Consider the following 20,649-nt stretch of genomic DNA (forward strand, 5'->3'; position numbering starts at 1 on the left):
GCCGGCGTGGGTGTGGGCGTCGCCGTCGGGGTCGGGGCGGCGGGGACGGTGAACGAGAACGTGCCGTCGATGGGGTGTCCGTCGCTGGAGACGACGCGCCAGACCACGGTCACGGCACCGGATGCCGGTCCCGCCACGGCCTGTGTCACGGCCGTGCCCGCAACGGTGGGGGCGCCGTCCGTCAGGGCCGTGCCGGCCGCGTCCGTCACCTGGATGACCGTCGCACCCTCGGCATCCAGGATGTCGGCACTGAAGGTGAGGGTGATCTGCGACGGCAGGGCGTCGAGCACCGCGTCGGCGGAGGGGTCGGAGGAGACGAGTTCGTCGTGCGCGAATGCGGGGGACGCGGGGATGACGAGGGCTGCGAGCGCGATGACCGCGGCGGCGAGAACGGCGGACAGGGAGCGGCGACGCGGCGCGGAGGAGGAGGTCACCCCACCGACCCTATCGACCCGGTGCGGACGGGACCTGGGAGGGGAGATGCGCGATCCGGACTCGACACGGCCGACCCCGGGTAGATAGGTTCGAGTGTCCCCCCGTCGTACCGGTTCGCTGCCCGAACGCGGAGCCCGTCGTCGAGGGCGGATCACACGTACATCCCATGACCTTCGCGAGGGTCGATCGGCCGCTCCGGTTCGGAGGCGGTCGGCTATGGTGGAAAAGAAGGAGAAGCCGTGGACGAGACCCGCAGATTCGAGCGCGACGACATTCGGCGCGCTGCCGACGCCGCCGCTCCCGAGCGGTCGCACGACACGACCGAGACGTTCGGTCACGATGCCGATCTCTCCTTCGTCCCGTTCGGTGCCGACCTCAGCGAGACCGAGCTGGAAGCGATCGACGCCCTGCCCTCGGGGGCGGCGCTGCTGATCGTGCGCTCCGGCCCCACGACCGGCGCCCGCTACCTGCTCGACACCGACGTCACGACCGTGGGTCGACACCCCGAAGCCGACATCTTCTTCGACGACGTCACCGTCTCGCGTCGGCATGCCGAGATCACCCGCGCCGGTACGGCCTTCGAGATCGTCGACCAGCGATCCCTGAACGGCAGCTACGTCAACGGTGAGCGCGTGGACCGCTCGGCGCTGATCAACGGTGCTGAGGTGCGGATCGGCAAGTTCCGCCTCAACTTCTTCGGTTCGCCGGTCGACCTCCCGTCGGCAGAACACTGATGGCGGCAGCCCCCGCCCGCGGTCGTCCGGCGGCCTCGGGGCTGTTGAGCATCGGGCAGGTGCTCGCAAGGCTCACGCCGGAGTTCCCGGCGCTGTCCTCCAGCAAGCTGCGTTTCCTTGAGGTCCAGGGCATCGTGTCGCCCACGCGAACCGACTCGGGCTACCGCAAGTTCTCGGCCGCCGATCTGGAACGACTGCGTCTGGCGTTGACCCTCCAGCGCGATCATTACCTCCCCCTCGCCGTCATCCGCGAGTACCTCGCCGACGTCGACGCAGGTCGCAACCCTGCGCCGCCGACCTCGATGCCGTCAATGACGAGCGCGCCGCGGCGGTACCGCCGCGACGATCTGCTCTCGGCATCCGGTGCGGCCCCGCAGCTGCTCAATGACGCCATCAGCACGGGCGTGATCACCGCGGCCGAGTCGTACCCCGAGCAGACCGTGGCGCTGATGCGCACGCTCGTCGCCCTGGATCGGCACGGCATCGAGCCCCGGCACGTGCGATCGCTGCGGCAGAGCGCGCAGCGCGAGGCCTCCCTCATCGAATCGGCCCTGTCGGCGCTTCTCCGCCGCCCGGACGCCGCGTCGCGGGCACGGGCCAGCGAGCTCGCGCCCGAACTCGCGGCGCGCCTCGACGAGGTCCGCACGCTGTTCGTGCGCGAGGCCATCGACCGGATGCTGTCCTGATCGCGACACGCCGACACCCTCGGCGCGGATGTCGTTGCCGGGGGACCCTCGCTGATCTAGCGTGGAAGCAACGAGCCGATGAGGAGGGACGCGAGCATGAATGCTGGCGACGCACTCGGTGAACCCCGGTTCGCCGCCGATCTCCTCTTCACCGACGGTCTTCCCGAGATGGACGACGACACCGGCTACCGCGGCGCGGTGGCAGCGCGTGCCGCGGGCATCACGTACCGCCAGCTCGACTACTGGGCTCGTACCGAACTCGTCGTTCCCACCGTTCGCGGCGCGAGCGGGTCCGGTTCGCAGCGTCTCTACGGCTTCCGCGACATCCTCGTCCTCAAGCTCGTCAAGCGCCTGCTCGACACCGGCATCTCGCTGCAGCAGATCCGCACCGCCGTCGATCAGCTCCGCGCCGCGGGCATCCGCGACCTCGCCGGGACGACGCTCATGAGCGACGGCGCCTCGGTCTACCTGTGCACCTCGAACGACGAGGTCATCGACCTCGTCAGCCGCGGCCAGGGCGTGTTCGGCATCGCGGTCGGAAAGGTCCTGCGCGAGGTCGAGTCGACGCTCGTCGACTTCGAGACCGCGACCCCGGAGACGGTGGACGAGCTCGCCGCTCGCCGCGCCGCTCGCACGGCCTGACAGGCCCCCACAGACACGAGAACCCCGGATGCCACGGCATCCGGGGTTCTGTTTTGTCGCTCCCTCGAAGAGAAACGCCGGGAGAGTGCGTGTCTCGCCAGGAACGGCGTTTCTCGATGAGATCAGGACTGCGGTGCGTCGTTCTGCACGGGGATGCGGCCGGTGCGGACGATCCGGTCCAGCAGCGCGTCGAAATCGGCGGCGAGCTCCTGCGCGGAGTCTCCGGGCCACACGTGCAGGGGCTTCGCGGCACCCTGGGCCTGCTGGAGCGACGTGCGCTCGGGCAGCTGCGGGTTCAGGACGAGCGGCCCGAACATGTCGCGGAGCTCCTTGATGCGGAACTGGTGCTCGATCGACTGCGGACGGACGCGGTTGACCACGACGCCCAACGGCTGGAGACGGGGGGAGAGCCCGCGGCGGATCTCTTCGATCGCTCGCAGCGCCCGGTCGGCGGCGGCGACGGAGAACAGCCCCGGCTCGGTGACGACGATGACGCGGTCGCTCGCGGCCCACGCCGTGCGGGTGAGGGCGTTGAGCGACGGGGCGCAGTCGATGAGGACCAGGTCGTAGTCGGCCTCGATCGTGGCCAGGGCCTCCTCGAGCTTCCACACGTCGCGGACGCTCGGGTGCGGACCGTCGAAATTGATGGCCGAGGGGCTGCCGATGAGGACGTCGATGGTGCCGGGGTGGACCTTGGCCCACCCACTCGAGGTGATCGCCTGCCGGACGACCTTCTCTTTCGGGTTGGCAAGGACGTCGGCGATGTTGAGTCGACCGGCGACCTGGATGTCCATGCCGGTGGACACGTCGGATTGCGGGTCGAGGTCGACGACGAGAGTGCGAACGCCACGTGCGAAGGCGGCAGAAGCCAGCCCGAGCGTCACGGTCGTCTTGCCGACCCCGCCTTTGAGAGAGCTGACGGAGAGTACGTGCACGAGCGTCTACGTTACCTTCCCCTAGGCTGTGAGCACATTCAGCTCCGCCAGCTTGACGTGAGGTGCGCATGTTCTCGAAAATCCTGGTCGCCAATCGCGGAGAGATCGCCATCCGTGCTTTCCGCGCCGCCTACGAGGTCGGAGCCCGCACCGTCGCGGTCTACCCGTACGAGGACCGGGCGTCCCTGCACCGGCTGAAGGCGGACGAGGCGTACCAGATCGGCGAGCGCGGCCACCCGGTGCGGGCGTACCTCGACGTCGATGAGATCATTCGCGTCGCCCGCGAGTGCGGCGCCGACGCGATCTACCCCGGGTACGGATTCCTGTCCGAGAACCCGGAGCTGGCCGAGAAGGCCGCGGCCCACGGGATCACCTTCATCGGACCGCCGGCCGAGGTCCTCTCGATGGCGGGCAACAAGGTGACGGCGAAGGAGCACGCCATCTCGGCGGGCGTCCCGGTGCTGCGGTCGACGCCGGCCTCCGACGACGTCGAGGCCCTCGTCGCACAGGCGGAAGACATCGGCTTCCCGCTGTTCGCCAAGGCCGTCGCCGGCGGTGGCGGACGCGGCATGCGTCGCGTGGAGTCGCTCGGCGAGCTGGCCCCGGCCCTGGCCGAGGCGATGCGCGAGGCGCAGAGCGCCTTCGGCGACCCGCGCATGTTCCTCGAGCAGGCCGTGCAGCGCCCGCGGCACGTCGAGGTGCAGATCCTCGCGGATGCCACGGGCGAGACGGTCCACCTCTTCGAGCGCGACTGCTCGGTGCAACGTCGCCACCAGAAGGTCATCGAGATCGCGCCGGCCCCGAACCTCGACGACGCCGTGCGCGACGACCTGCACCGTTACGCGGTGGCCTTCGCCCGCTCGATCGGCTACCAGAACGCCGGCACGGTGGAGTTCTTGCTCGAGACCGCCGGCCCGCGGGCGGGAGAGGTCGTCTTCATCGAGATGAACCCACGCATCCAGGTCGAGCACACCGTGACCGAGGAGGTCACCGACGTCGACCTCGTGCAGTCGCAGATGCGCATCGCTGCGGGAGAGACCCTCGCCGACCTCGATCTGACGCAGGACCGGATCCGTCTGCGCGGAGCGGCCCTGCAGTGTCGCATCACGACGGAGGACCCGACGCAAGGCTTCCGACCCGACACCGGCAAGATCACGACGTACCGTTCGCCGGGCGGTGCCGGCGTCCGTCTCGACGGCGGCACCACCGCCGCGGGGTCGCAGATCAGCCCGCACTTCGACTCCATGCTGTCCAAGCTCACGTGCCGCGGCCGCGACTTCGGTGCGGCCGTCGCCCGGGCCCGGCGCGCGCTGGCGGAGTTCCGCATCCGCGGGGTCTCGACGAACATCCCGTTCCTGCAGGCCGTGCTCGACGATCCGGCATTCGTCGCCGGCGACCTGAGCACCTCGTTCATCGACGAGCGCCCCGAGCTGTTGCGCGGGCGGGAGTCCAAGGACCGCGGGACGAAGGTGCTCGCGTGGCTCGTGGACACCACCGTCAACCGGCCCCACGGCGAGAACCCCCTCTCGGTGGATCCCGGCACCAAGCTGCCGACGCTCGACCTCGGCGCTCCCGCGCCGGCAGGTTCGCGTCAGCGGCTGCAGGAGCTCGGGCCCGAGGGCTTCGCCCGGTCGCTCCGTGCGCAGACGGCGCTGGCCGTCACCGAGACCACGTTCCGTGACGCGCACCAGTCGCTCCTGGCCACGCGCGTGCGCACCCGCGACCTCGCTCGCGTCGCCCCGTACGTCGCGCGGCTCACGCCGCAGCTCCTGTCGGTCGAGGCGTGGGGCGGGGCGACCTACGACGTCGCCCTCCGCTTCCTCGGCGAGGACCCGTGGGAGCGTCTCGACGTGCTGCGTCAGGCGCTGCCGAACGTGGCGATCCAGATGCTTCTGCGCGGGCGCAACACCGTCGGCTACACCCCGTACCCGACGGAGGTGACGGATGCCTTCGTCGCCGAGGCCGCGGCATCCGGGATCGACATCTTCCGGATCTTCGACGCGCTCAACGACGTGTCGCAGATGCGGCCCGCGATCGACGCGGTGCTCGCCACGGGAACCTCGGTCGCCGAGGTCGCCGTCTGCTACACCGGCGACCTGCTCGACCCGGCCGAGGACCTCTACACGCTCGACTACTACCTGCGCCTGGCCGAGCAGATCGTCGACGCCGGGGCGCACGTGCTGGCCATCAAGGACATGGCGGGGCTCTTGCGCCCCGCGGCGGCTGCGCGACTGGTCACGGCTCTGCGTGAACGGTTCGACCTGCCCGTGCACGTCCACACCCACGACACGGCCGGCGGACAGCTCGCGACGCTGCTCGCCGCGTCCGCGGCCGGGGCGGATGCCGTCGACGCCGCCGCAGCGCCCATGTCGGGCACCACGAGCCAGCCGTCGCTCTCGGCCCTGGTGGCCGCGCTCGCGCACACCGAGCGCGACACGGGCCTCGACCTGTCGGCCGTCTCCGACCTCGAGCCGTACTGGGAGTCCGTGCGGCACCTGTACGGCCCGTTCGAGTCGGGCCTGCCCGGTCCCACGGGACGCGTCTACCACCACGAGATCCCCGGCGGGCAGCTGTCGAACCTCCGGCAGCAGGCGATCGCGCTCGGGCTCGCCGACGATTTCGAGCTCATCGAGGACATGTACGCCGCGGCGAACCGAATCCTCGGTCGTGTTCCCAAGGTGACGCCGTCATCGAAGGTCGTGGGCGATCTCGCCCTGCACCTGGCCGCGGTCAAGGCCGACCCCGTCGACTTCGAGCGCAACCCCGAGAAGTACGACGTCCCTGACTCGGTGGTGTCGTTCATGGCGGGCGAGCTCGGCGATCTGCCGGGCGGGTGGCCGGAGCCGTTCCGGACGCGGGTCCTGGCCGGTCGCGACGTCAAGATCGGCATCACCCCGCTCACCGCCGACGACACGGCCGCCCTCGCGGGTGACTCGGCGACGCGGCGTGCGCGCTTGAACTCCCTGCTCTTCCCGGCGCCGACGCGCACGTTCCTCGAGACGCGCGAGAGCTTCGGCGACCTCAGCGTCCTCGACACCGCCGACTACCTCTACGGACTTCGCGCCGGTGAGGAGCACACCGTCGAGATCGAACGGGGCGTGCAGCTCTTCGTCGGGCTGGAAGCGATCGGCGACGCCGACGACAAGGGCATGCGGACGGTCATGACGACGCTCAACGGGCAGCTGCGACCGGTGTTCGTGCGCGACCGGTCGATCGACGTCGAGGCGCGACAGGCAGAGAAAGCCGACACGTCGAAGCCCGGCCAGGTCGCCGCTCCGTTCTCGGGCGTGGTCACGCTCAAGGCCGCCGTGGGCGACCGGGTCGTCGCCGGTCAGGCGGTGGCGTCGATCGAGGCGATGAAGATGGAGGCGGCGATCACGAGCTCCGTCGACGGAGTGGTGGAACGGCTCACCGTCGGCGCTACGCAGCAGGTCGAGGCGGGCGACCTTTTGCTCGTGGTCCGTCCCTCGCAGTAGCCTGAGAGGGGGCGCTTTTCGCGTCCCCTTTTTCTTTGGAGACTGCAGTGACCCCCGACCGCACCGACGAGACCCCCGACGACGATGCCGAACACGGCGTCCTCGACCACAGCGGAACTCTCGACACGGCCAGCATCAGCATGCTCGGTGGAGACATCGCGCAGGTCAGTGTCGACCTTCCGGTGACCGATGACGACGAGGTCGACGACGACGTGGTCGAGGACGAGATGCCCGTCATCGACGCCGAATCCCGCGCTTTCGAGGTCGTCGGTATCGTGCACGTCCCCGACGTTGACGGCCCGCCGTTGCTCACCCACGTTCCCGACCCCGAGGTCGCGGCGACGACGCACGATCCCGCGCTCGAGGAGTTGCCCACCGGCGACATCATCCTCGAGCCGCACGACGACGACGTCGAGGCGGACGACATCGAGATCGACGTCCACGACGCCGAGATCGTCGCCGACGGCAACGGCGACGCGGACGGCGACGCGGATCCGGAGCCCGAGGTCGGCGAGCCGGAGGCGTTCGTCGAAGACGAGCTGCGGGATGCCGAGTCGGCCGCTGAGGCAGATGAGACCGAGGCCGAGCCGGAGGTCGTGGCGGTGTCCGTGGCCGACGCTGAGTCCGAGGATGAGCGGGAGGTCGTGGCGGTGTCCGAGGCCGACGCTGAGTCCGAGGATGAGCGGGAGGTCGTGGCGGAGCCCGAGGCCGACGCTGAGTTCGAGGATGAGCCGGAGGTCGTGGCGGTGTCCGAGGCCGACGCTGAGTTCGAGGATGAGCCCGAGGTCGTGGCGGAGCCCGTCGACGGGCAGGGCAGCGAGTCCGACGACGCCGTGGTCGAGGGGGAGACGCTCGCGGACGACGCGGGGGGAGAGGACGAGCAGACCGACCCCGAGCCGGTCGCCGCCGCCGCCGCGCCCGAAGTCGAAGCCGATGCCGATGACCTCGCCGCCGACGAGCCTCAGCCCGGGCCCGCCGACCACGTCGCTTCCGCGCACGTCGATGCCGTCACCGAACAGCGTGAGACAGCGTCGACCCCCGACGCGCCGGTGACCGAGACCGTCGCCACGGTCGTGGCCGCCGGAGGCGAATCCGGATCGCAGACCAGCGACCCCGCGACGGGCCCGGTGCCGCGCACGCGCGCCGAGCGCGCCGCGACCGGCGTGATCGGCACCGTTCCCTTGACGCGTCGCGAGGTCCAGCAGGCCGACGAGGCCGCACGTTCCGGGCGTGTCCACGCGGCGGAGCGGGTGCGCACTCCCGGTGCCGATGTCACCTTGGCATCCAAGCGCCTCGGCGAGATCGACGACACCCGCGAGAGCCCCGATCTGCTCACCGCCGACCGTCTGCTCGATCCGCGTCAGATCTCGCGTCCCGAGCCCGAGGGACTGTGGCAGCAGCTCGTGTACTCCGTCTCCCGACACCGCATCAACCTCGGCGACGGTCGCCGCGCCCGCGCGCGTAAGGACCTCGACCGCCGCATCTCCGCCCCGCTGGCGGGCGAGCCGCGCTTCGTGCCGGTCCTCTCGCGCAAGGGGGGCGTGGGCAAGACGACGATCACGTCTCTGCTGGGCATGGCCCTCGCCGATGCCCGCGATGACCGGGTCATCGCCGTCGATGCGAACCCCGACCGCGGAACGCTCGCCGATCGCGTGGGCCGCGCCAACGGGCGGACGGTCCGCGACCTCGTGCGCGCGCACGACGACGTCACCGGGTACGGCGACGTCTCGTCGATCGTGGCCCGCGATGTCACGCGGCTGGACGTCCTGGCATCCGATTCCGATCCCCGGGTCTCCGAGGCGTTCAGCGATGAGGACTATCGTCGCGTCGCCGACGTCGCCGCGCACTACTACTCGATCGTCCTCACCGACACGGGGACGGGCATCGTCCACTCGGTCATGGAGGCCACGCTCAAGCTGTCCGACGCCCTCGTCGTGGTCGCGGGCCTCTCGGTCGACGAGGCGCGGCTGGCGTCCGAGACGCTGACGTGGCTCGAGACGAACGGCTATGCCGACCGTGTGCGCAACGCGGTCGTCGTGCTGAACAACGCCCGGCCGGGAGCCCCCCTCGTGCGTGAGAGCGAGCTCGAGGCGCACTTCCGCACCCGCGTCCGCTCCGTCATCCGGATGCCCTACGACGCCCACGTCGCCGCCGGCAGCGCGATCGCGTTCCGCGACCTGCAGCCGGCCACCCGGCAGGCCGCGCGCGAACTCGCCGCCGCCGTCGTCGAGGGCCTGCGCACCCCGGCGGCCGCAGCATGACGGTCCGGCCGATCCGTCTCTTCGGCGACCCGGTCCTGCGCGCCCCCAGTGCGCCGATCGAGACGATCGACGACGGCATCCGCGCTCTCGTCCGCGATCTCCTCGACACGGTCGAGCCGCCCGGACGCGCCGGCGTCGCTGCACCGCAGATCGGTGTCGGTCTGCGTGCGTTCAGCTACAACATCGACGGGGACATCGGCTACGTCCTGAATCCCGTGCTCGTCGAGACGCGAGGCGAGCCGGAACTCGTGGGCGAGGGATGCCTCTCGGTCCCGGGGCTGTGGCACGACGCGGTGCGCTACCCGTGGGCCAAGGTCGTGGGCATCGATCTCGACGGCAACGAAGTGGTCCTCGAGGGGGAGGGGCTGCTCGCTCAGGCCCTCCAGCACGAGACCGACCACCTCGACGGCACGCTGTACCTCTCGCGGTTGCCCGCCGAGACGCGCCGCGAGGCGATGCGACAGGTCCGCGAGAGCGACTGGTTCTGACCCCACTGCCTCCCCGCGTGTCACCAGAGCAGGGGATGCAACGAGAACAGGCCGATCCGTGCGGGATCGGCCTGTTCCTGTGTCAGCCCCTGTTCTCGGAACGGGGGCTGATGGCGCTCAGGGGAGCGAGACGTTCGTGGTGTTGATCGGCACGGCGTAGATGTCCTCGATCGCCTCGGCGAAGTCGCTCACGATGATGTTCCGCTTGATGCTCATCTTGGGAGTGAGGTGCCCGCTGGCCTCGGTCCATTCGGTGGCGAGGATCGTGAACTTGCGGATCGACTCGGCGCGCGAGACGCGGGCGTTGGCCCGGTCGATCGCCGCTTGCACCTCGGCCCGCACCTTCTCGTGGGATGCCGCGTCGACGAGCGACATGTCGGCGGGCAGGCCGTTGTTGGCCAGCCACGTCGGCAGCATCTCGGGGTCGAGGGTCACCAGGGCCGAGATGAACGGCTTGTGGTCTCCGACGACGACGACCTGGCCGACGATCGGGTTGGCGCGGATGGGGTCCTCGAGCGCGGCGGGGGCGACGTTCTTCCCGCCGGCGGTCACGATGATCTCTTTCTTGCGACCCGTGATCGAGAGGAACCCGTCGGCGTCGAACGCACCGATGTCACCGGTCTTGAACCAGTCGCCGTCGAACGCCTCGGCCGTGGCCTCGGGGTTGCGCCAGTACTCGGCGAACACGTTGATGCCGCGCACCTGGATCTCGCCGTCGTCGGCGAGACGCACGCTCACGCCCGGGAGCACGGGGCCCACGGTGCCGATCTTGGACTTCGTGGCGAGGTTCACGGTGGCGGGCGCGGTGGTCTCGGTCAGGCCGTAGCCCTCGAGGATCACCACGCCGAGGCTGCGGAAGAAGTGCCCGAGGCGCGGGCCGAGGGGAGCGGACCCCGACACGGCGTATACGACGCGTCCGCCCATGGCATCCCGCAGCTTCGAATAGACCAGCTTGTCGAACAGCGCGAACTTGATCTTCAGCAGCAGCGGGATGGGCCGGCCCTGCTGCTCGCGCTCGGAGTGCTCGACGGCGGCGGCCGCGGCGGCGCGGAAGATCTTGCCCTTGCCGCCGGCCTCGGCCTTCTGCTCGGCCGAGTTGTAGACCTTCTCGAACACGCGGGGCACCGCGAGGAGGAACGTCGGGCGGAAGGAGCCCAGGGCCGGCAGCAGCTGCTTCGTGTCGGGCTGGTGACCGGTCTTCACCCCCGCATGGACGTTCAGCAGCGAGATGAAGCGGGCGAAGACGTGCGCCGTCGTGATGAACAGCAGCGTCGACGCGCCCGGGGTCTCGACGACCTCGTGCAGGGCCTTGGCGGAGTTGCGCGCCAGTTCGACGAAGTTGCCGTGGGTGAGGACGCAGCCCTTCGGGCGACCGGTCGAGCCCGACGTGTAGATGAGGGTCGCGATGTCGGAGCTGTTCGCGATCGCTCGACGCCGCGCGATCTCGGCGTCGTCCACCTCGGCGCCGCGGGCCACGAGGACGTCGAGGTCGCCGGCGTGCATCGCCCAGACCTCGCGCAGCAGCGGGAGGTCGCTGCGGACCTCGTCGAGGCGCTGTCCGTGTTCGGTGGACTCCACGATCGCGGCGATGGCGCCCGAGTCGGAGAGGATCCACGAGATCTGGGCCGGCGAACTCGTCTCGTACACCGGGACCATGACCGCGCCGGCGTAGAACAGCGCGAAGTCCACGAGGGTCCAGTCGTAAGTGGTCCGCGCGATGAACGCGACCTTCTCGCCGGGCTGGATGCCGGCGGCGACGAAGCCCTTGGCGAGGGCGATGACCTGCTGCTCGAAGTCACGAGCGGACACGTCGCGCCAGTCGGCACCGTCGGGAACCGCGAACAGCGGCCGGTCGGGCGTGGCGGACACGCGGTCGGCGAGCAGATCGGACACGTTCGCGGACGGGTCTGCGGGAACGACGGCGGGAAGGTCGAACTGGATCACGGTAACTCCTTTGGCACCGGAAAGAACGTCGATCGGTTCGTCGAGTCTAGTCGCACGTTCCGCCGCGCCTCCGAGGGGACGGCGGTGTCGGCGGCGTTCCGCGGCGATGACTAGACTGCTGCGGGCCGAGCCGCGGGGCGGGCCGGAGAGGAGCGCCGTGCGCAACGTCGGTATCGACATCGGAGGCACGAAGATCGCCGGCGGAGTCGTCGAGGAGGACGGCACGATCGTCGAGAAGCTCCGGGTGGACACCCCCATCGACCCGGCGGCTCTCGTGGACGCGGTCGTCGACATGGCCGACCATTTGCGTCGTGCGTACGACGTGCACGCCATCGGCGTCGCCGCCGCCGGTTTCATCAGCTCCGACCGCAGCACGGTCATTTACGCCCCGAACATCGACTGGCGCAACGAACCCCTGCGCGCGCGCCTCGAGGACCGTCTCGACGCGCCCGTGACGATCGAGAACGACGCCAACGCGGCGGGCTGGGGCGAGTACCGCTTCGGCGCCGGACAGGGCGTGCGCGACATGGTGATGCTGACGATGGGCACCGGCGTCGGCGGCGCCGTCGTCACCGACGGCGAGCTGTTCCGCGGCGGCCACGGCATCGGGGGTGAGCTCGGGCACATGCGCTTCGTGCGCGGCGGGCACCCCTGCGGGTGCGGGCAGAACGGATGCCTCGAGCAGTACGCCTCGGGCCGCGCGCTGCAGCGCGAGGCCAACGCCATCGCGGACGAGGGCGGCAGCGGCGCAGCTCTGGCCGCGGTGCGCGCGGAGAAGGGCGCGATCCCCGGGCCGGCGGTCTCGCGCCTCGTGCTGGCCGGCGACCCGGGCGCCATCGAGGCGCTGCGGCGCGTGGCCACGGCCCTCGGCGAGGCGTGCGGCGGGTTCCAGGCCGTCCTCGACCCCGAGTTGTTCGTGATCGGCGGGGGAGTGGCTCAGCTCGGCGCCGACCTGCTCGTTCCGGTGAAGCTCGCGTACGAGACGTCGCTTCCGGGATACGGTGAACGTCCGGTGGCGGAGTTCACCATCGCACGCTTGGGCAACGACGCCGGTCTCATCGGGGTCGCCGACCTCGCCGGGAAGGAGCGCTGACGATGTTCTACTGGCTCATGAAGTACGTGGTCATCGGGCCGGTCATCAAGGCCGTGTTCCGACCGTGGATCGTGGGTCGGCGCAACATCCCGCGGGAGGGGGCGGCGATCCTCGCCAGCAACCACCTGTCGTTCTCCGACTCGATCTTCCTCCCGCTGATGATCGACCGCCGGATGGCGTTCCTGGCCAAGAGCGACTACTTCACCGGTCGCGGGCTCAAGGGCTGGGCGACGCGGTTGTTCTTCACCGCGACGGGGCAGCTCCCCATCGACCGGTCCGGCGGCAAGGCATCCGAGGCCTCGCTCAACACGGGTCTAGGCGTCCTCGGGCGCGGGGAACTCCTCGGCATCTACCCCGAGGGCACGCGCAGCCCCGACGGGACGTTGTACCGCGGCCGCACGGGAATCGCCCGCATGGCTCTCGAGGCGCGGGTACCCGTGATCCCGGTGGTGATGGTCGACACCGGCGCCGTCATGCCGATCGGCCAGCGACTGCCGCGCGTCGGTCGCGTCGGCATCGTCATCGGCGAGCCGCTGGACTTCTCCCGCTTCGAGGGGATGGAGAGCGACCGCTACATTCTGCGCTCCGTCACCGATGAGATCATGGTCGCCCTGCAGCGGCTCGGCGAGCAGCGGTACGAGGACGTGTACGCGTCCACCGTGAAGGACCGCCTGGCCAGCGCCCAGGCGGCGAAGGCACCGTCGGCGCGCCACTAGACTTCAGGGGTGAATCAGCAGCTCCACGACCTCGACCACTGGCGGACCCTGCCCATCAAGCAGCAGCCCCAGTGGTATGACGAGGCCGCGGTGGCCGCGGCATCCGCCGAACTGGCCACCCTTCCGCCGCTCGTCTTCGCCGGCGAGGTCGACAACCTCCGTGACCGTCTGGCCCGTGCCGCGGCCGGTCAGGCGTTTCTCCTGCAGGGCGGCGACTGCGCCGAGACCTTCGCGGGCGCGACAGCCGAGCAGATCCGCAACCGCATCAAGACCGTCCTGCAGATGGCGGTCGTGCTCACCTACGGGGCGTCGATGCCGGTGGTGAAGATGGGGCGTATGGCGGGTCAATTCGCCAAGCCTCGCTCGAGCGACACCGAGACCCGGGGCGACGTGACGCTGCCGGCGTACCGCGGCGACATCGTCAACGGCTACGACTTCACCGAGGAGTCCCGCAAGGCCGACCCCGCGCGTCTGCTCAAGGGCTACCACACGGCCGCCTCGACGCTGAACCTCATCCGCGCTTTCACGCAGGGCGGGTTCGCCGACCTGCGCGAGGTGCACAGCTGGAACAAGGGTTTCGCGAGCAACCCCGCCAACCAGGCGTACGAGCGCATGGCGGCCGAGATCGACCGTGCGATCAAGTTCATGGAGGCCGCGGGCGCCAACTTCGACGAGCTCACGCGCGTCGAGTTCTACACGGGCCACGAGGGACTCCTCATGGACTACGAGCGCCCCATGACCCGCATCGACTCGCGCACGGGCCTGCCCTACAACACCTCGTCGCACTTCCAGTGGATCGGTGAGCGCACGCGCGAGCTCGACGGCGCGCACGTCGACTACTTCTCGAAGATCCGCAACCCCATCGGTGTGAAGCTCGGCCCGAGCACGACGCCCGAGGCGGCGCTGGCCCTCATCGACAAGCTCGACCCCGAGCGCGAGCCGGGCCGTCTGACGTTCATCACGCGCATGGGTGCCGGCAGGATCCGCGACGCCCTGCCGCCGCTGCTCGAGGCCGTCCGCGATGCGGGCGCCACGCCGCTGTGGGTCACCGACCCGATGCACGGCAACGGCATCACGACACCGACCGGCTACAAGACGCGCCGCTTCGACGACGTCGTCGACGAGGTGCGCGGGTTCTTCGACGCGCACCGCCAGGTGGGGACGCACCCCGGTGGCATCCACGTCGAACTGACCGGCGACGACGTGACCGAGTGCCTCGGCGGATCCGAGATGATCGACGAGGCCACCCTCGCGACGCGGTACGAGAGCCTGTGCGACCCGCGCCTGAACCACCGTCAGAGCCTGGAGCTGGCGTTCCTCGTCGCCGAGGAACTCGAGAACCGCTGACGCCCGACACCGAGATGCCCGCGACCGGAAAGGTCGGGGGCATCGTCGTGTGCGCGTGCGCGAGGGCTAGAGCGTCGGCGTCAGGGTGATCGTGCTGCCCTGGGGCGCCGTGGTGCCGGCCTTGGGGTTCGTCGCGCGCACCTTGTAGATGTCCCAGTACTTGAAGCCGAGCGGCAGGGTGCCGTCGTCGATGCCGGCGTTGACCTGGAAGCCGAGTCCCTCGAGCGTGCCGACGGCGTCGCGGATCGACATCCCCACGACGTTGTCGGGGATCTGCACCGGTCGAGGTCCGATGGACACGCGGAGGGTGACGGTGTCACCGGGGCGCCAGTTGCCGCCACCGTCGCGATCGCCGATGCCGATCACCGTGCCGGAGGGCACCGAGTTGCTGTACTCCTCGGACCTGGTGGTCTGCAGCTGCACCTCGCTCAACGCCCGCTCGGCCTGGGCCGCCGTGAGGCCGGCGACGTCGGGGATCGGTCCGAGCGAGACCGTGAGCGCGGCGGAGTCGCCCTCGAGGACCGTGCAGCCCTGGGTGCAGTCGACGGCTTCGCCGCCCGCGCGCGGGGTGATGCTCGCGGACAGTACCGTGCCGGACGCGGCGTCGGTGAACTCCTGCGTCGTCCCGGACACGCCGACGAAGACGGACCCCAGGATGCCGGTGACTTCGTCGCTGCTCTTGCCGGCCAGCTCGGGGAGGTCGTGCGAGGCCGGTCCGATCGACACGAACACCGTCACCACGGTGCCCTTGTCGAGGCGGGCGTCGACATCGGGGTCGGAGCCGACGGTCGTGCCCGCGGGGATCTCTCGGTCGGTGACCTCCTGGGCCTGGGCGCTCAGCTGCCGGTCGGTCAGGAGGGCTTCGGCGTCGGCGTAGCTCATGCGCGAGACGTCGGGGACGGCCACGAGAGATCCCGGACCGGAACCGAACCACCACCCGGTGGTGGCCGCACCGGCGGCGAGCATCAGGACGAGGGCGAACAGCCAGATGCCGCGCGTCGTGCGACGACGCGTGCGCTGGCGCAGGCGCGTGGCGTTGTCGACGTCGTCGGTCGGGGCGGCGCTGACCGCGGCGGTCTGCGGAAGGATCTTCGTCAACTCGCGGGAGTCCGCGGCGCTCGCGGTGACCCCCACGGAGACCGCGCGGGCGACCTGGGGCGCCAGCCCCAACTCTTTCTCGACCTCGCGCACGCGGTCGAGCATCGCGGAGGCGTCGAGCGGCCGCTCGGCGGGCTCGCGCTCGGTGGCCCACAGCACGAGCTCGTCGAGCTGTTCGGGGACGCCGGGGTTCTTGGCGCTGGGGCGCGGCACCGAGTCGGTCGCGTGCTGATAGGCGATCTGCATCGGCTGCTCGCCCTTGTAGGGCTGCTCGCCGACGAGCATCTCGTACAGCATGATGCCGAGCGAGTAGATGTCGCTGCGGGCGTCCGCGGTGCCGCGGGTGACGAGTTCGGGCGCGAGGTACGCGATCGTGCCCATCAACTGCGCGCCGCTGGCGGTGTTGGCGGTGGTCGCCCGCGCGAGACCGAAGTCGCCGATCTTGATGCGGCCGTCCTCGGCAAGGAGCACGTTCTCGGGCTTGACGTCGCGGTGCACGATCCCGGCCCGGTGCGCCGCGGCGAGCCCCGAGAGGATGGCATCCATGATCGTCAGGGTCTGGTCGACCGTGAGGCGACGGTGCTCGCGCAGGAGTTCGCGCAACGTGATGCCGGGCAGGTACTCCATGACCAGGTAGGCCATCTCGCCGTCCTGGCCCTGGTCGAAGACGTTGACCACGTGCGGGTCGGACAGGCGGGCGGCCGAGCGCGCCTCCTGGATGAAGCGGCTCTGGAACACGGTGTCGTCGCTGAGGTGGCCGTGCATGACCTTCAAAGCGACCCGGCGTTCCAGGCGCAGGTCGGTGGCGACGTACACCGTCGCCATGCCGCCGCGCGCGATGCGCGCGCGGACCCGGTACCGGCCGTCGACGAGACGGCCGATCAGCGGGTCGGCCTGCTGACTCGTGCTCACGTGTCGAGTCTACGGAGCGCCCCCTGGGAGCCCCGGGAACGGCTCACCTTCGGGTCAGCCGAGAACGGCGATCCAGACGGATGCCGGAGACTCCCACTGCGCGTAGCGGTCGGGGTACGCCGATATCTGCACGGCCTGAGCGGCGTCGGCGTAGCCGAGACCCTCCCAGCCGGGGGTGTCGAGCAGGCCGCGGGTCGCGGAGCCGTTCGGATCGGACGCGCCGCCGTAGAACACGCGCGTGGAGCGTTCGCGGTCCATGATCTGGTCGGGGCTGCCCCATCCGGAGCTCGGGCGCTGCTGGAACAGGCCCAGCGAGTCCCGGTCGCCCCAGTCGAGGTTGCGGAGCCAGGACTCTTGCATCGCAGTGCCGAGGGCGATCGCGATCCCGCGGTCGGACACGCCGAGTTCGCGACCGATGCGGATGATCAGCCGGGCGTTCTCGCTCTGCTCCGCGTCGAGTCCGGGAGCCGTGGCGGGGCTCACGGATGCCGGTGCGGCGGCGCCCGTGCCGGCGGCGGGGATCTGCAACGTCTCGCCGGGGTAGATGATCGAGGCGCGGGTCAAGCCGTTCGCGGCGAGGACCGCGTCGAGGGAGACGCCGTTGGCCGCCGCGATCGCCGAGACGGTGTCCCCGGCGCGCACCTCGTGCGTGCGGTCGCTCGTCGCCGGTGCGGGCGCCTCGGCCGGGGGCGGCGTCGGCGCGGCCGGGACGAGGGTCAGCACTTGACCGGGCCGGATGACGCCGGAGGCGTCGAGTCCGTTCGCCGTCAGCACCGCGGCCGTGTCGAGTCCGTGCGCCCGGGCGATGGCCCAGACGGTGTCGCCGGGCTGCACCGTGTAGGACGCGGGGGCCGCAGCGACCGCGAGCACGGGGGTGCTCAGGATGCGCGGGGCGGGCGGTGTCGTCGTCAGCACCGGCGGCGCCGGGGGAGCGGCGTGCGCGGCGTTCTCACCCGAGAGGGCGAGGGCGATCGTGCCGGCCACGGCGGCGGGCCAGACGGTTCGGGCGCGAGGGCGCGCGAGAGGGGCGGGGAGTCGTCGCATGGTGGGGGATCCGTTCTTCCGACTGCCCGACACGGTCGCATGGCACGGGACGGATGTCAACGCATGAGGTGGGTGTGACGGATGTGAATGACGCGGTCGGGATGCCGACGTCCGCGGGGGATGAGATAGTGGCATCGTGACCGAGACGCCCCGCTACGCGACCGATTGGCTGACCCTTCCCGACCTCGTCGATGTCCTCGGGGAGACACTCGGGCGCGTCCGTCGCCTGCTCGACGACGGTTACCTCGTCGGCTCGCGCCGCGACGGCGTGCTGCGGGTCCCCGCGGTGTTCATCGTCGACGGTCGTCCTCTTCCGTCGCTGCGCGGCACCATCATCGTGCTGCACGACGCGGGGTTCGATCCCGATGAGACGATCGACTGGCTCCTGACGCCCGAGGAGACGATCGGGGTCGCCCCGATCGAGGCCCTGCTGGCCGGGCGCAAGAGCGAAGTACGTCGCGTCGCCGCGACTCTCGCCTGAGCGGACGCGGACCCGTCAGGACGTCCGCTGCGTGGCGGCGCGAGCGAGGGTGCGCAGTTCCTCCACGGCACCGGCGCCCAGACGTGCGCCGTCGAGCGCGATCTCGGCCCGACGTTCGTAGTCGGCGATGAGCTCCTCGGTGCGCGCGAGCGCGCCGGTCTCGACGATGGTCTGCTGCAGATCGCTGATGCGGTCGGCATCCAGTGTTCTGTCTCCCAGCATGGCGTCCAGAGCGGACCGCCGTTCCGCGGACAGGCCCTGACGGGCATAGGCGACCAAGACGGTGCGCTTGCCTTCGCGCAGGTCGTCGCCCGAGGGCTTGCCGGTCACGGCGCTGTCGCCGAAGACGCCCAGGACGTCGTCGCGCAGCTGGAACGCCATGCCGACGTCGTGCCCGAACCGCCCCAGGGCGTCGAGCTGAGCCTCATCGGCACCGGCGAGGGCCGCACCGATCTGCAACGGCTTCTGGATGCTGTAGCGCGCCGACTTGTACGAGGCCACGCGGAGGGCTCGCTCGGCGTGGGCGTCGTCGTCGTGCACGGCGTAGGCGGACTCCTCGGCGACGTCGAGGAACTGCCCGATCGTGACGTCGCGACGCATCTGCGCGTACTGCCGCCGCGTCGCACCGGCCGTCGGCAGCCCGTCGAGCGACTCCTCGAGCAGATCGTCGCTCCACGCCACGAGGAGGTCTCCCAGGAGCACGGCCGCCGACCGCCCGAAGGCTTCGGCGTCGCCCGCCCAGCCGGCGGCGAGGTGGACCGCCTCGAGGGCGCGGTGGGCGGCGGGGTTGCCGCGGCGGGTGTCGGAGTTGTCGATCAGGTCGTCGTGCACGAGAGCCGCGGCCTGGAACACCTCGAGGGACGCGGCGACCCCGATCGCGGCATCGTCGGGAGCGGCCGGACCGGAGGGCGAGAGCTCGTCGACGGCGCGGCGCCCCGACAGGAGGAAGCGTGCCCGCAGCCGTTTTCCGCCCTGCAACGATGCGGCCCCAGCGCGAGCCATCTTCTCCGCCTCGGACCCCAGGGCGGAGGCGTACGATATCTGTTCAGACACGAAGTTGTCGAGTCGCTGGGAAACAGCCTCGATCGGTTCCGGGGAGGTCGGCACGGGCCTAGCCTAGTGATCCACGCCCCGCGTAGAATCGATCGCACTGAGCAATAGAGGGGGATGCATGCCACTCTCCGAACAGGAGCAGCGCCTGCTGGACGAGATGGAGCGCCATCTCATGAGTAACGACGCCGACGTCGTCACGGCTCCGAATCGCGCGCTCAGTTATCGCAACATCGTGCTCGGCTCGATCCTCGTGCTCGCCGGTCTGGGGGCGCTCATCGCGGGCGTGTCCATCGGGTTCAACACCGGCGTCGTGGGGATCGCCGTGGGCGTGGTCGGATTCCTGCTCATGGTGGGCGGTGTCGTGTTCGCCGTGACGCCGACCCGCAATTCCTCTCGCGTCTCGACCGCGCCGCCGTCCGCTCCCTCTCGCGGTTCCCGAGCATCGGGCGGTTCGTTCATGGACCGCATGAACGAGCGCTGGGATCGCCGCAACGACGGGCGCTGACCCTCCTCCTCTCTCGAAAGACACCGGCTCCGCGGAGCCGGTGTTTTTTTGTGCCCGCGCGCTGACCGAATCCGCGTGATCGCTCACCGTGTCGATCCGACGCGCCGCGACGCGGGGGAGTGCGCCCGGATCTCGATGGCCTCCCTTTTCCTCCACCGGCGGGTCCCGTCGTGCGCGGTCGGTCGCTGCGGCCGCGGAAACACGGGAGTGTCCCGGCCGTCGCCGGAGGGAGGGCGGACTGTCCGCGCTGCGGTTCTCGCCGAGAAGATCCCGTTCTTCGATAGCAAAGTGGAGGATCGTGGAGTAAAGTGGGGGAAACTTCGCAGGCCGGACGAAGGGGGTGGACGCCCGAATGCTGCTCGGCACGCACACTCCCAAGCTCGACGACAAAGGGCGCGTCATCCTGCCCGCGAAGTTCCGTGACGATCTCGGCGCCGGCGTGGTGATCACCCGGGGGCAGGACCGCTGCCTCTACGTGTTCAGCACCGAGGAGTTCGAGCGCGTTCACGAGCGGATCCGCGAGGCGCCGCTCAGCAACAAGCAGGCCCGCGACTTCTTGCGCATGTTCCTCTCCGGGGCCAGCGCCGAGAAGCCCGATGGGCAGAACCGCATCACCGTCCCCCCGGCGCTGCGCGCCTACGCGGGACTGGACCGCGAGCTGGTCGTCACCGGCGTCGGCGCCCACGCCGAGATCTGGGACGCCACGGCCTGGAACACCTACGCCGAGAGCAACGAAGAGACGTACGCCGAGATGGAGCAGGAGGTGATCCCGGGACTGTTCTGATCGCCGGCTGTGATT

At 70.4% G+C, this 20,649-nt stretch carries 18 protein-coding genes; 12 read left to right on the forward strand and 6 right to left on the reverse strand.

Annotated elements, in window-relative coordinates; all coding sequences use genetic code 11:
* The coding region (locus FE256_RS08955; RefSeq protein WP_252370951.1) for a copper resistance CopC family protein at positions 1 to 434 on the reverse strand (434 nt) is incomplete at its 3' end.
* 240 nt (positions 435 to 674) lie between these two features.
* Here FE256_RS08955 and FE256_RS08960 point away from each other — a divergent pair.
* From FE256_RS08960 to FE256_RS08970, 3 genes are all read left to right on the forward strand, one after another.
* A complete protein-coding gene (locus tag FE256_RS08960) occupies positions 675 to 1,169 on the forward strand; it encodes an FHA domain-containing protein (RefSeq protein WP_138174835.1) in 495 nt (164 codons plus the stop codon).
* The gene (gene ftsR, locus FE256_RS08965) at positions 1,169 to 1,855 is read left to right on the forward strand and encodes a transcriptional regulator FtsR (RefSeq protein ID WP_138174837.1); all 687 of its coding nucleotides are present in this window, start codon (positions 1,169 to 1,171) and stop codon (positions 1,853 to 1,855) included. The genes FE256_RS08960 and ftsR overlap by 1 nt, the downstream gene beginning before the upstream one ends.
* Positions 1,856 to 1,951: 96 nt before the next feature.
* Positions 1,952 to 2,497, forward strand: coding sequence for a MerR family transcriptional regulator (locus tag FE256_RS08970; protein ID WP_138174839.1), 546 nt, complete (start codon positions 1,952 to 1,954; stop codon positions 2,495 to 2,497).
* A gap of 122 nt (positions 2,498 to 2,619) precedes the next feature.
* Here the strand turns inward: FE256_RS08970 and FE256_RS08975 are convergent, their stop codons facing one another.
* Positions 2,620 to 3,432 carry a ParA family protein gene (locus tag FE256_RS08975; RefSeq protein WP_138174841.1) on the reverse strand — a complete coding sequence of 271 codons (813 nt, stop codon included), beginning with the start codon at positions 3,430 to 3,432 and terminating at the stop codon, positions 2,620 to 2,622.
* 68 nt (positions 3,433 to 3,500) lie between these two features.
* Here FE256_RS08975 and FE256_RS08980 point away from each other — a divergent pair, with 68 nt between their 5' ends.
* The 3 genes from FE256_RS08980 to FE256_RS08990 are packed head-to-tail and all read left to right on the forward strand — an operon-like array spanning position 3,501 to position 9,657.
* The gene (locus FE256_RS08980; protein ID WP_138174843.1) at positions 3,501 to 6,908 is read left to right on the forward strand and encodes a pyruvate carboxylase; all 3,408 of its coding nucleotides are present in this window, start codon (positions 3,501 to 3,503) and stop codon (positions 6,906 to 6,908) included.
* A gap of 47 nt (positions 6,909 to 6,955) precedes the next feature.
* Positions 6,956 to 9,169 (forward strand): MinD/ParA family ATP-binding protein, encoded by a 2,214-nt coding sequence (locus tag FE256_RS08985; protein ID WP_252370952.1) that lies wholly within the window; start codon positions 6,956 to 6,958, stop codon positions 9,167 to 9,169.
* Positions 9,166 to 9,657, forward strand: a complete 492-nt coding sequence (locus tag FE256_RS08990; RefSeq protein ID WP_138174845.1) for a peptide deformylase — start codon at positions 9,166 to 9,168, stop codon at positions 9,655 to 9,657. The genes FE256_RS08985 and FE256_RS08990 overlap by 4 nt, the downstream gene beginning before the upstream one ends.
* Before the next feature lie 117 nt (positions 9,658 to 9,774).
* Here the strand turns inward: FE256_RS08990 and FE256_RS08995 are convergent, their stop codons facing one another.
* The gene (locus tag FE256_RS08995) at positions 9,775 to 11,601 is read right to left on the reverse strand and encodes an AMP-dependent synthetase/ligase (RefSeq protein ID WP_171024273.1); all 1,827 of its coding nucleotides are present in this window, start codon (positions 11,599 to 11,601) and stop codon (positions 9,775 to 9,777) included.
* A 157-nt stretch (positions 11,602 to 11,758) separates the two neighbouring features.
* Between FE256_RS08995 and FE256_RS09000 the strand changes: the two genes are divergently transcribed.
* From FE256_RS09000 to FE256_RS09010, 3 genes are read left to right on the forward strand one after another with little or no spacing between them, the layout of a single operon-like run.
* Positions 11,759 to 12,694, forward strand: coding sequence for an ROK family glucokinase (locus FE256_RS09000; RefSeq protein WP_138174849.1), 936 nt, complete (start codon positions 11,759 to 11,761; stop codon positions 12,692 to 12,694).
* 2 nt (positions 12,695 to 12,696) lie between these two features.
* A complete protein-coding gene (locus FE256_RS09005; RefSeq protein WP_138174851.1) occupies positions 12,697 to 13,410 on the forward strand; it encodes a lysophospholipid acyltransferase family protein in 714 nt (237 codons plus the stop codon).
* Positions 13,411 to 13,419: 9 nt separating this feature from the next.
* Positions 13,420 to 14,757 (forward strand): class II 3-deoxy-7-phosphoheptulonate synthase, encoded by a 1,338-nt coding sequence (locus tag FE256_RS09010; RefSeq protein WP_138174853.1) that lies wholly within the window; start codon positions 13,420 to 13,422, stop codon positions 14,755 to 14,757.
* Between the two features lie 66 nt (positions 14,758 to 14,823).
* Here FE256_RS09010 and pknB read toward each other — a convergent pair whose 3' ends face one another.
* Together pknB and FE256_RS09020 are read right to left on the reverse strand one after the other, a co-directional pair.
* On the reverse strand, positions 14,824 to 16,767 hold the full coding sequence (gene pknB, locus FE256_RS09015; RefSeq protein WP_138174855.1) for a Stk1 family PASTA domain-containing Ser/Thr kinase: 1,944 nt from the start codon (positions 16,765 to 16,767) through the stop codon (positions 14,824 to 14,826).
* 54 nt (positions 16,768 to 16,821) lie between these two features.
* The gene (locus FE256_RS09020) at positions 16,822 to 17,811 is read right to left on the reverse strand and encodes a LysM peptidoglycan-binding domain-containing protein (protein WP_138174857.1); all 990 of its coding nucleotides are present in this window, start codon (positions 17,809 to 17,811) and stop codon (positions 16,822 to 16,824) included.
* A 136-nt stretch (positions 17,812 to 17,947) separates the two neighbouring features.
* Here FE256_RS09020 and FE256_RS09025 point away from each other — a divergent pair, with 136 nt between their 5' ends.
* On the forward strand, positions 17,948 to 18,292 hold the full coding sequence (locus FE256_RS09025) for an Rv2175c family DNA-binding protein (RefSeq protein WP_138174859.1): 345 nt from the start codon (positions 17,948 to 17,950) through the stop codon (positions 18,290 to 18,292).
* A gap of 15 nt (positions 18,293 to 18,307) precedes the next feature.
* Here FE256_RS09025 and FE256_RS09030 read toward each other — a convergent pair whose 3' ends face one another.
* Entirely contained in the window at positions 18,308 to 19,399 is a 1,092-nt protein-coding gene (locus tag FE256_RS09030; protein ID WP_138174861.1) for a polyprenyl synthetase family protein, read from the reverse strand.
* Positions 19,400 to 19,463: 64 nt separating this feature from the next.
* Between FE256_RS09030 and FE256_RS09035 the strand changes: the two genes are divergently transcribed.
* Both FE256_RS09035 and mraZ read left to right on the forward strand, forming a co-directional pair.
* A complete protein-coding gene (locus FE256_RS09035) occupies positions 19,464 to 19,850 on the forward strand; it encodes an SCO2097 family morphological protein (RefSeq protein WP_138174863.1) in 387 nt (128 codons plus the stop codon).
* Between the two features lie 352 nt (positions 19,851 to 20,202).
* The gene (mraZ, locus tag FE256_RS09040) at positions 20,203 to 20,634 is read left to right on the forward strand and encodes a division/cell wall cluster transcriptional repressor MraZ (RefSeq protein WP_128216332.1); all 432 of its coding nucleotides are present in this window, start codon (positions 20,203 to 20,205) and stop codon (positions 20,632 to 20,634) included.
* Positions 20,635 to 20,649: the final 15 nt, after the last annotated feature.

The organism is Microbacterium sp. 5K110, from assembly GCF_005774735.1.
In the GTDB taxonomy this organism is placed as follows: Bacteria; Actinomycetota; Actinomycetes; order Actinomycetales; family Microbacteriaceae; genus Microbacterium.

Bases quoted from the DNA above. Each gene is read 5' to 3' on its own strand.
- ftsR (WP_138174837.1), top strand. From the start codon at position 1,169: ATGGCGGCAGCCCCCGCCCGCGGTCGTCCGGCGGCCTCGGGGCTGTTG.
- FE256_RS08970 (WP_138174839.1), top strand. From the start codon at position 1,952: ATGAATGCTGGCGACGCACTCGGTGAACCCCGGTTCGCCGCCGATCTC.
- FE256_RS08980 (WP_138174843.1), top strand. From the start codon at position 3,501: ATGTTCTCGAAAATCCTGGTCGCCAATCGCGGAGAGATCGCCATCCGT.
- FE256_RS08990 (WP_138174845.1), top strand. From the start codon at position 9,166: ATGACGGTCCGGCCGATCCGTCTCTTCGGCGACCCGGTCCTGCGCGCC.
- FE256_RS09005 (WP_138174851.1), top strand. From the start codon at position 12,697: ATGTTCTACTGGCTCATGAAGTACGTGGTCATCGGGCCGGTCATCAAG.
- FE256_RS09020 (WP_138174857.1), bottom strand. From the start codon at position 17,811: ATGCGACGACTCCCCGCCCCTCTCGCGCGCCCTCGCGCCCGAACCGTC.
- FE256_RS09035 (WP_138174863.1), top strand. From the start codon at position 19,464: ATGCCACTCTCCGAACAGGAGCAGCGCCTGCTGGACGAGATGGAGCGC.
- mraZ (WP_128216332.1), top strand. From the start codon at position 20,203: ATGCTGCTCGGCACGCACACTCCCAAGCTCGACGACAAAGGGCGCGTC.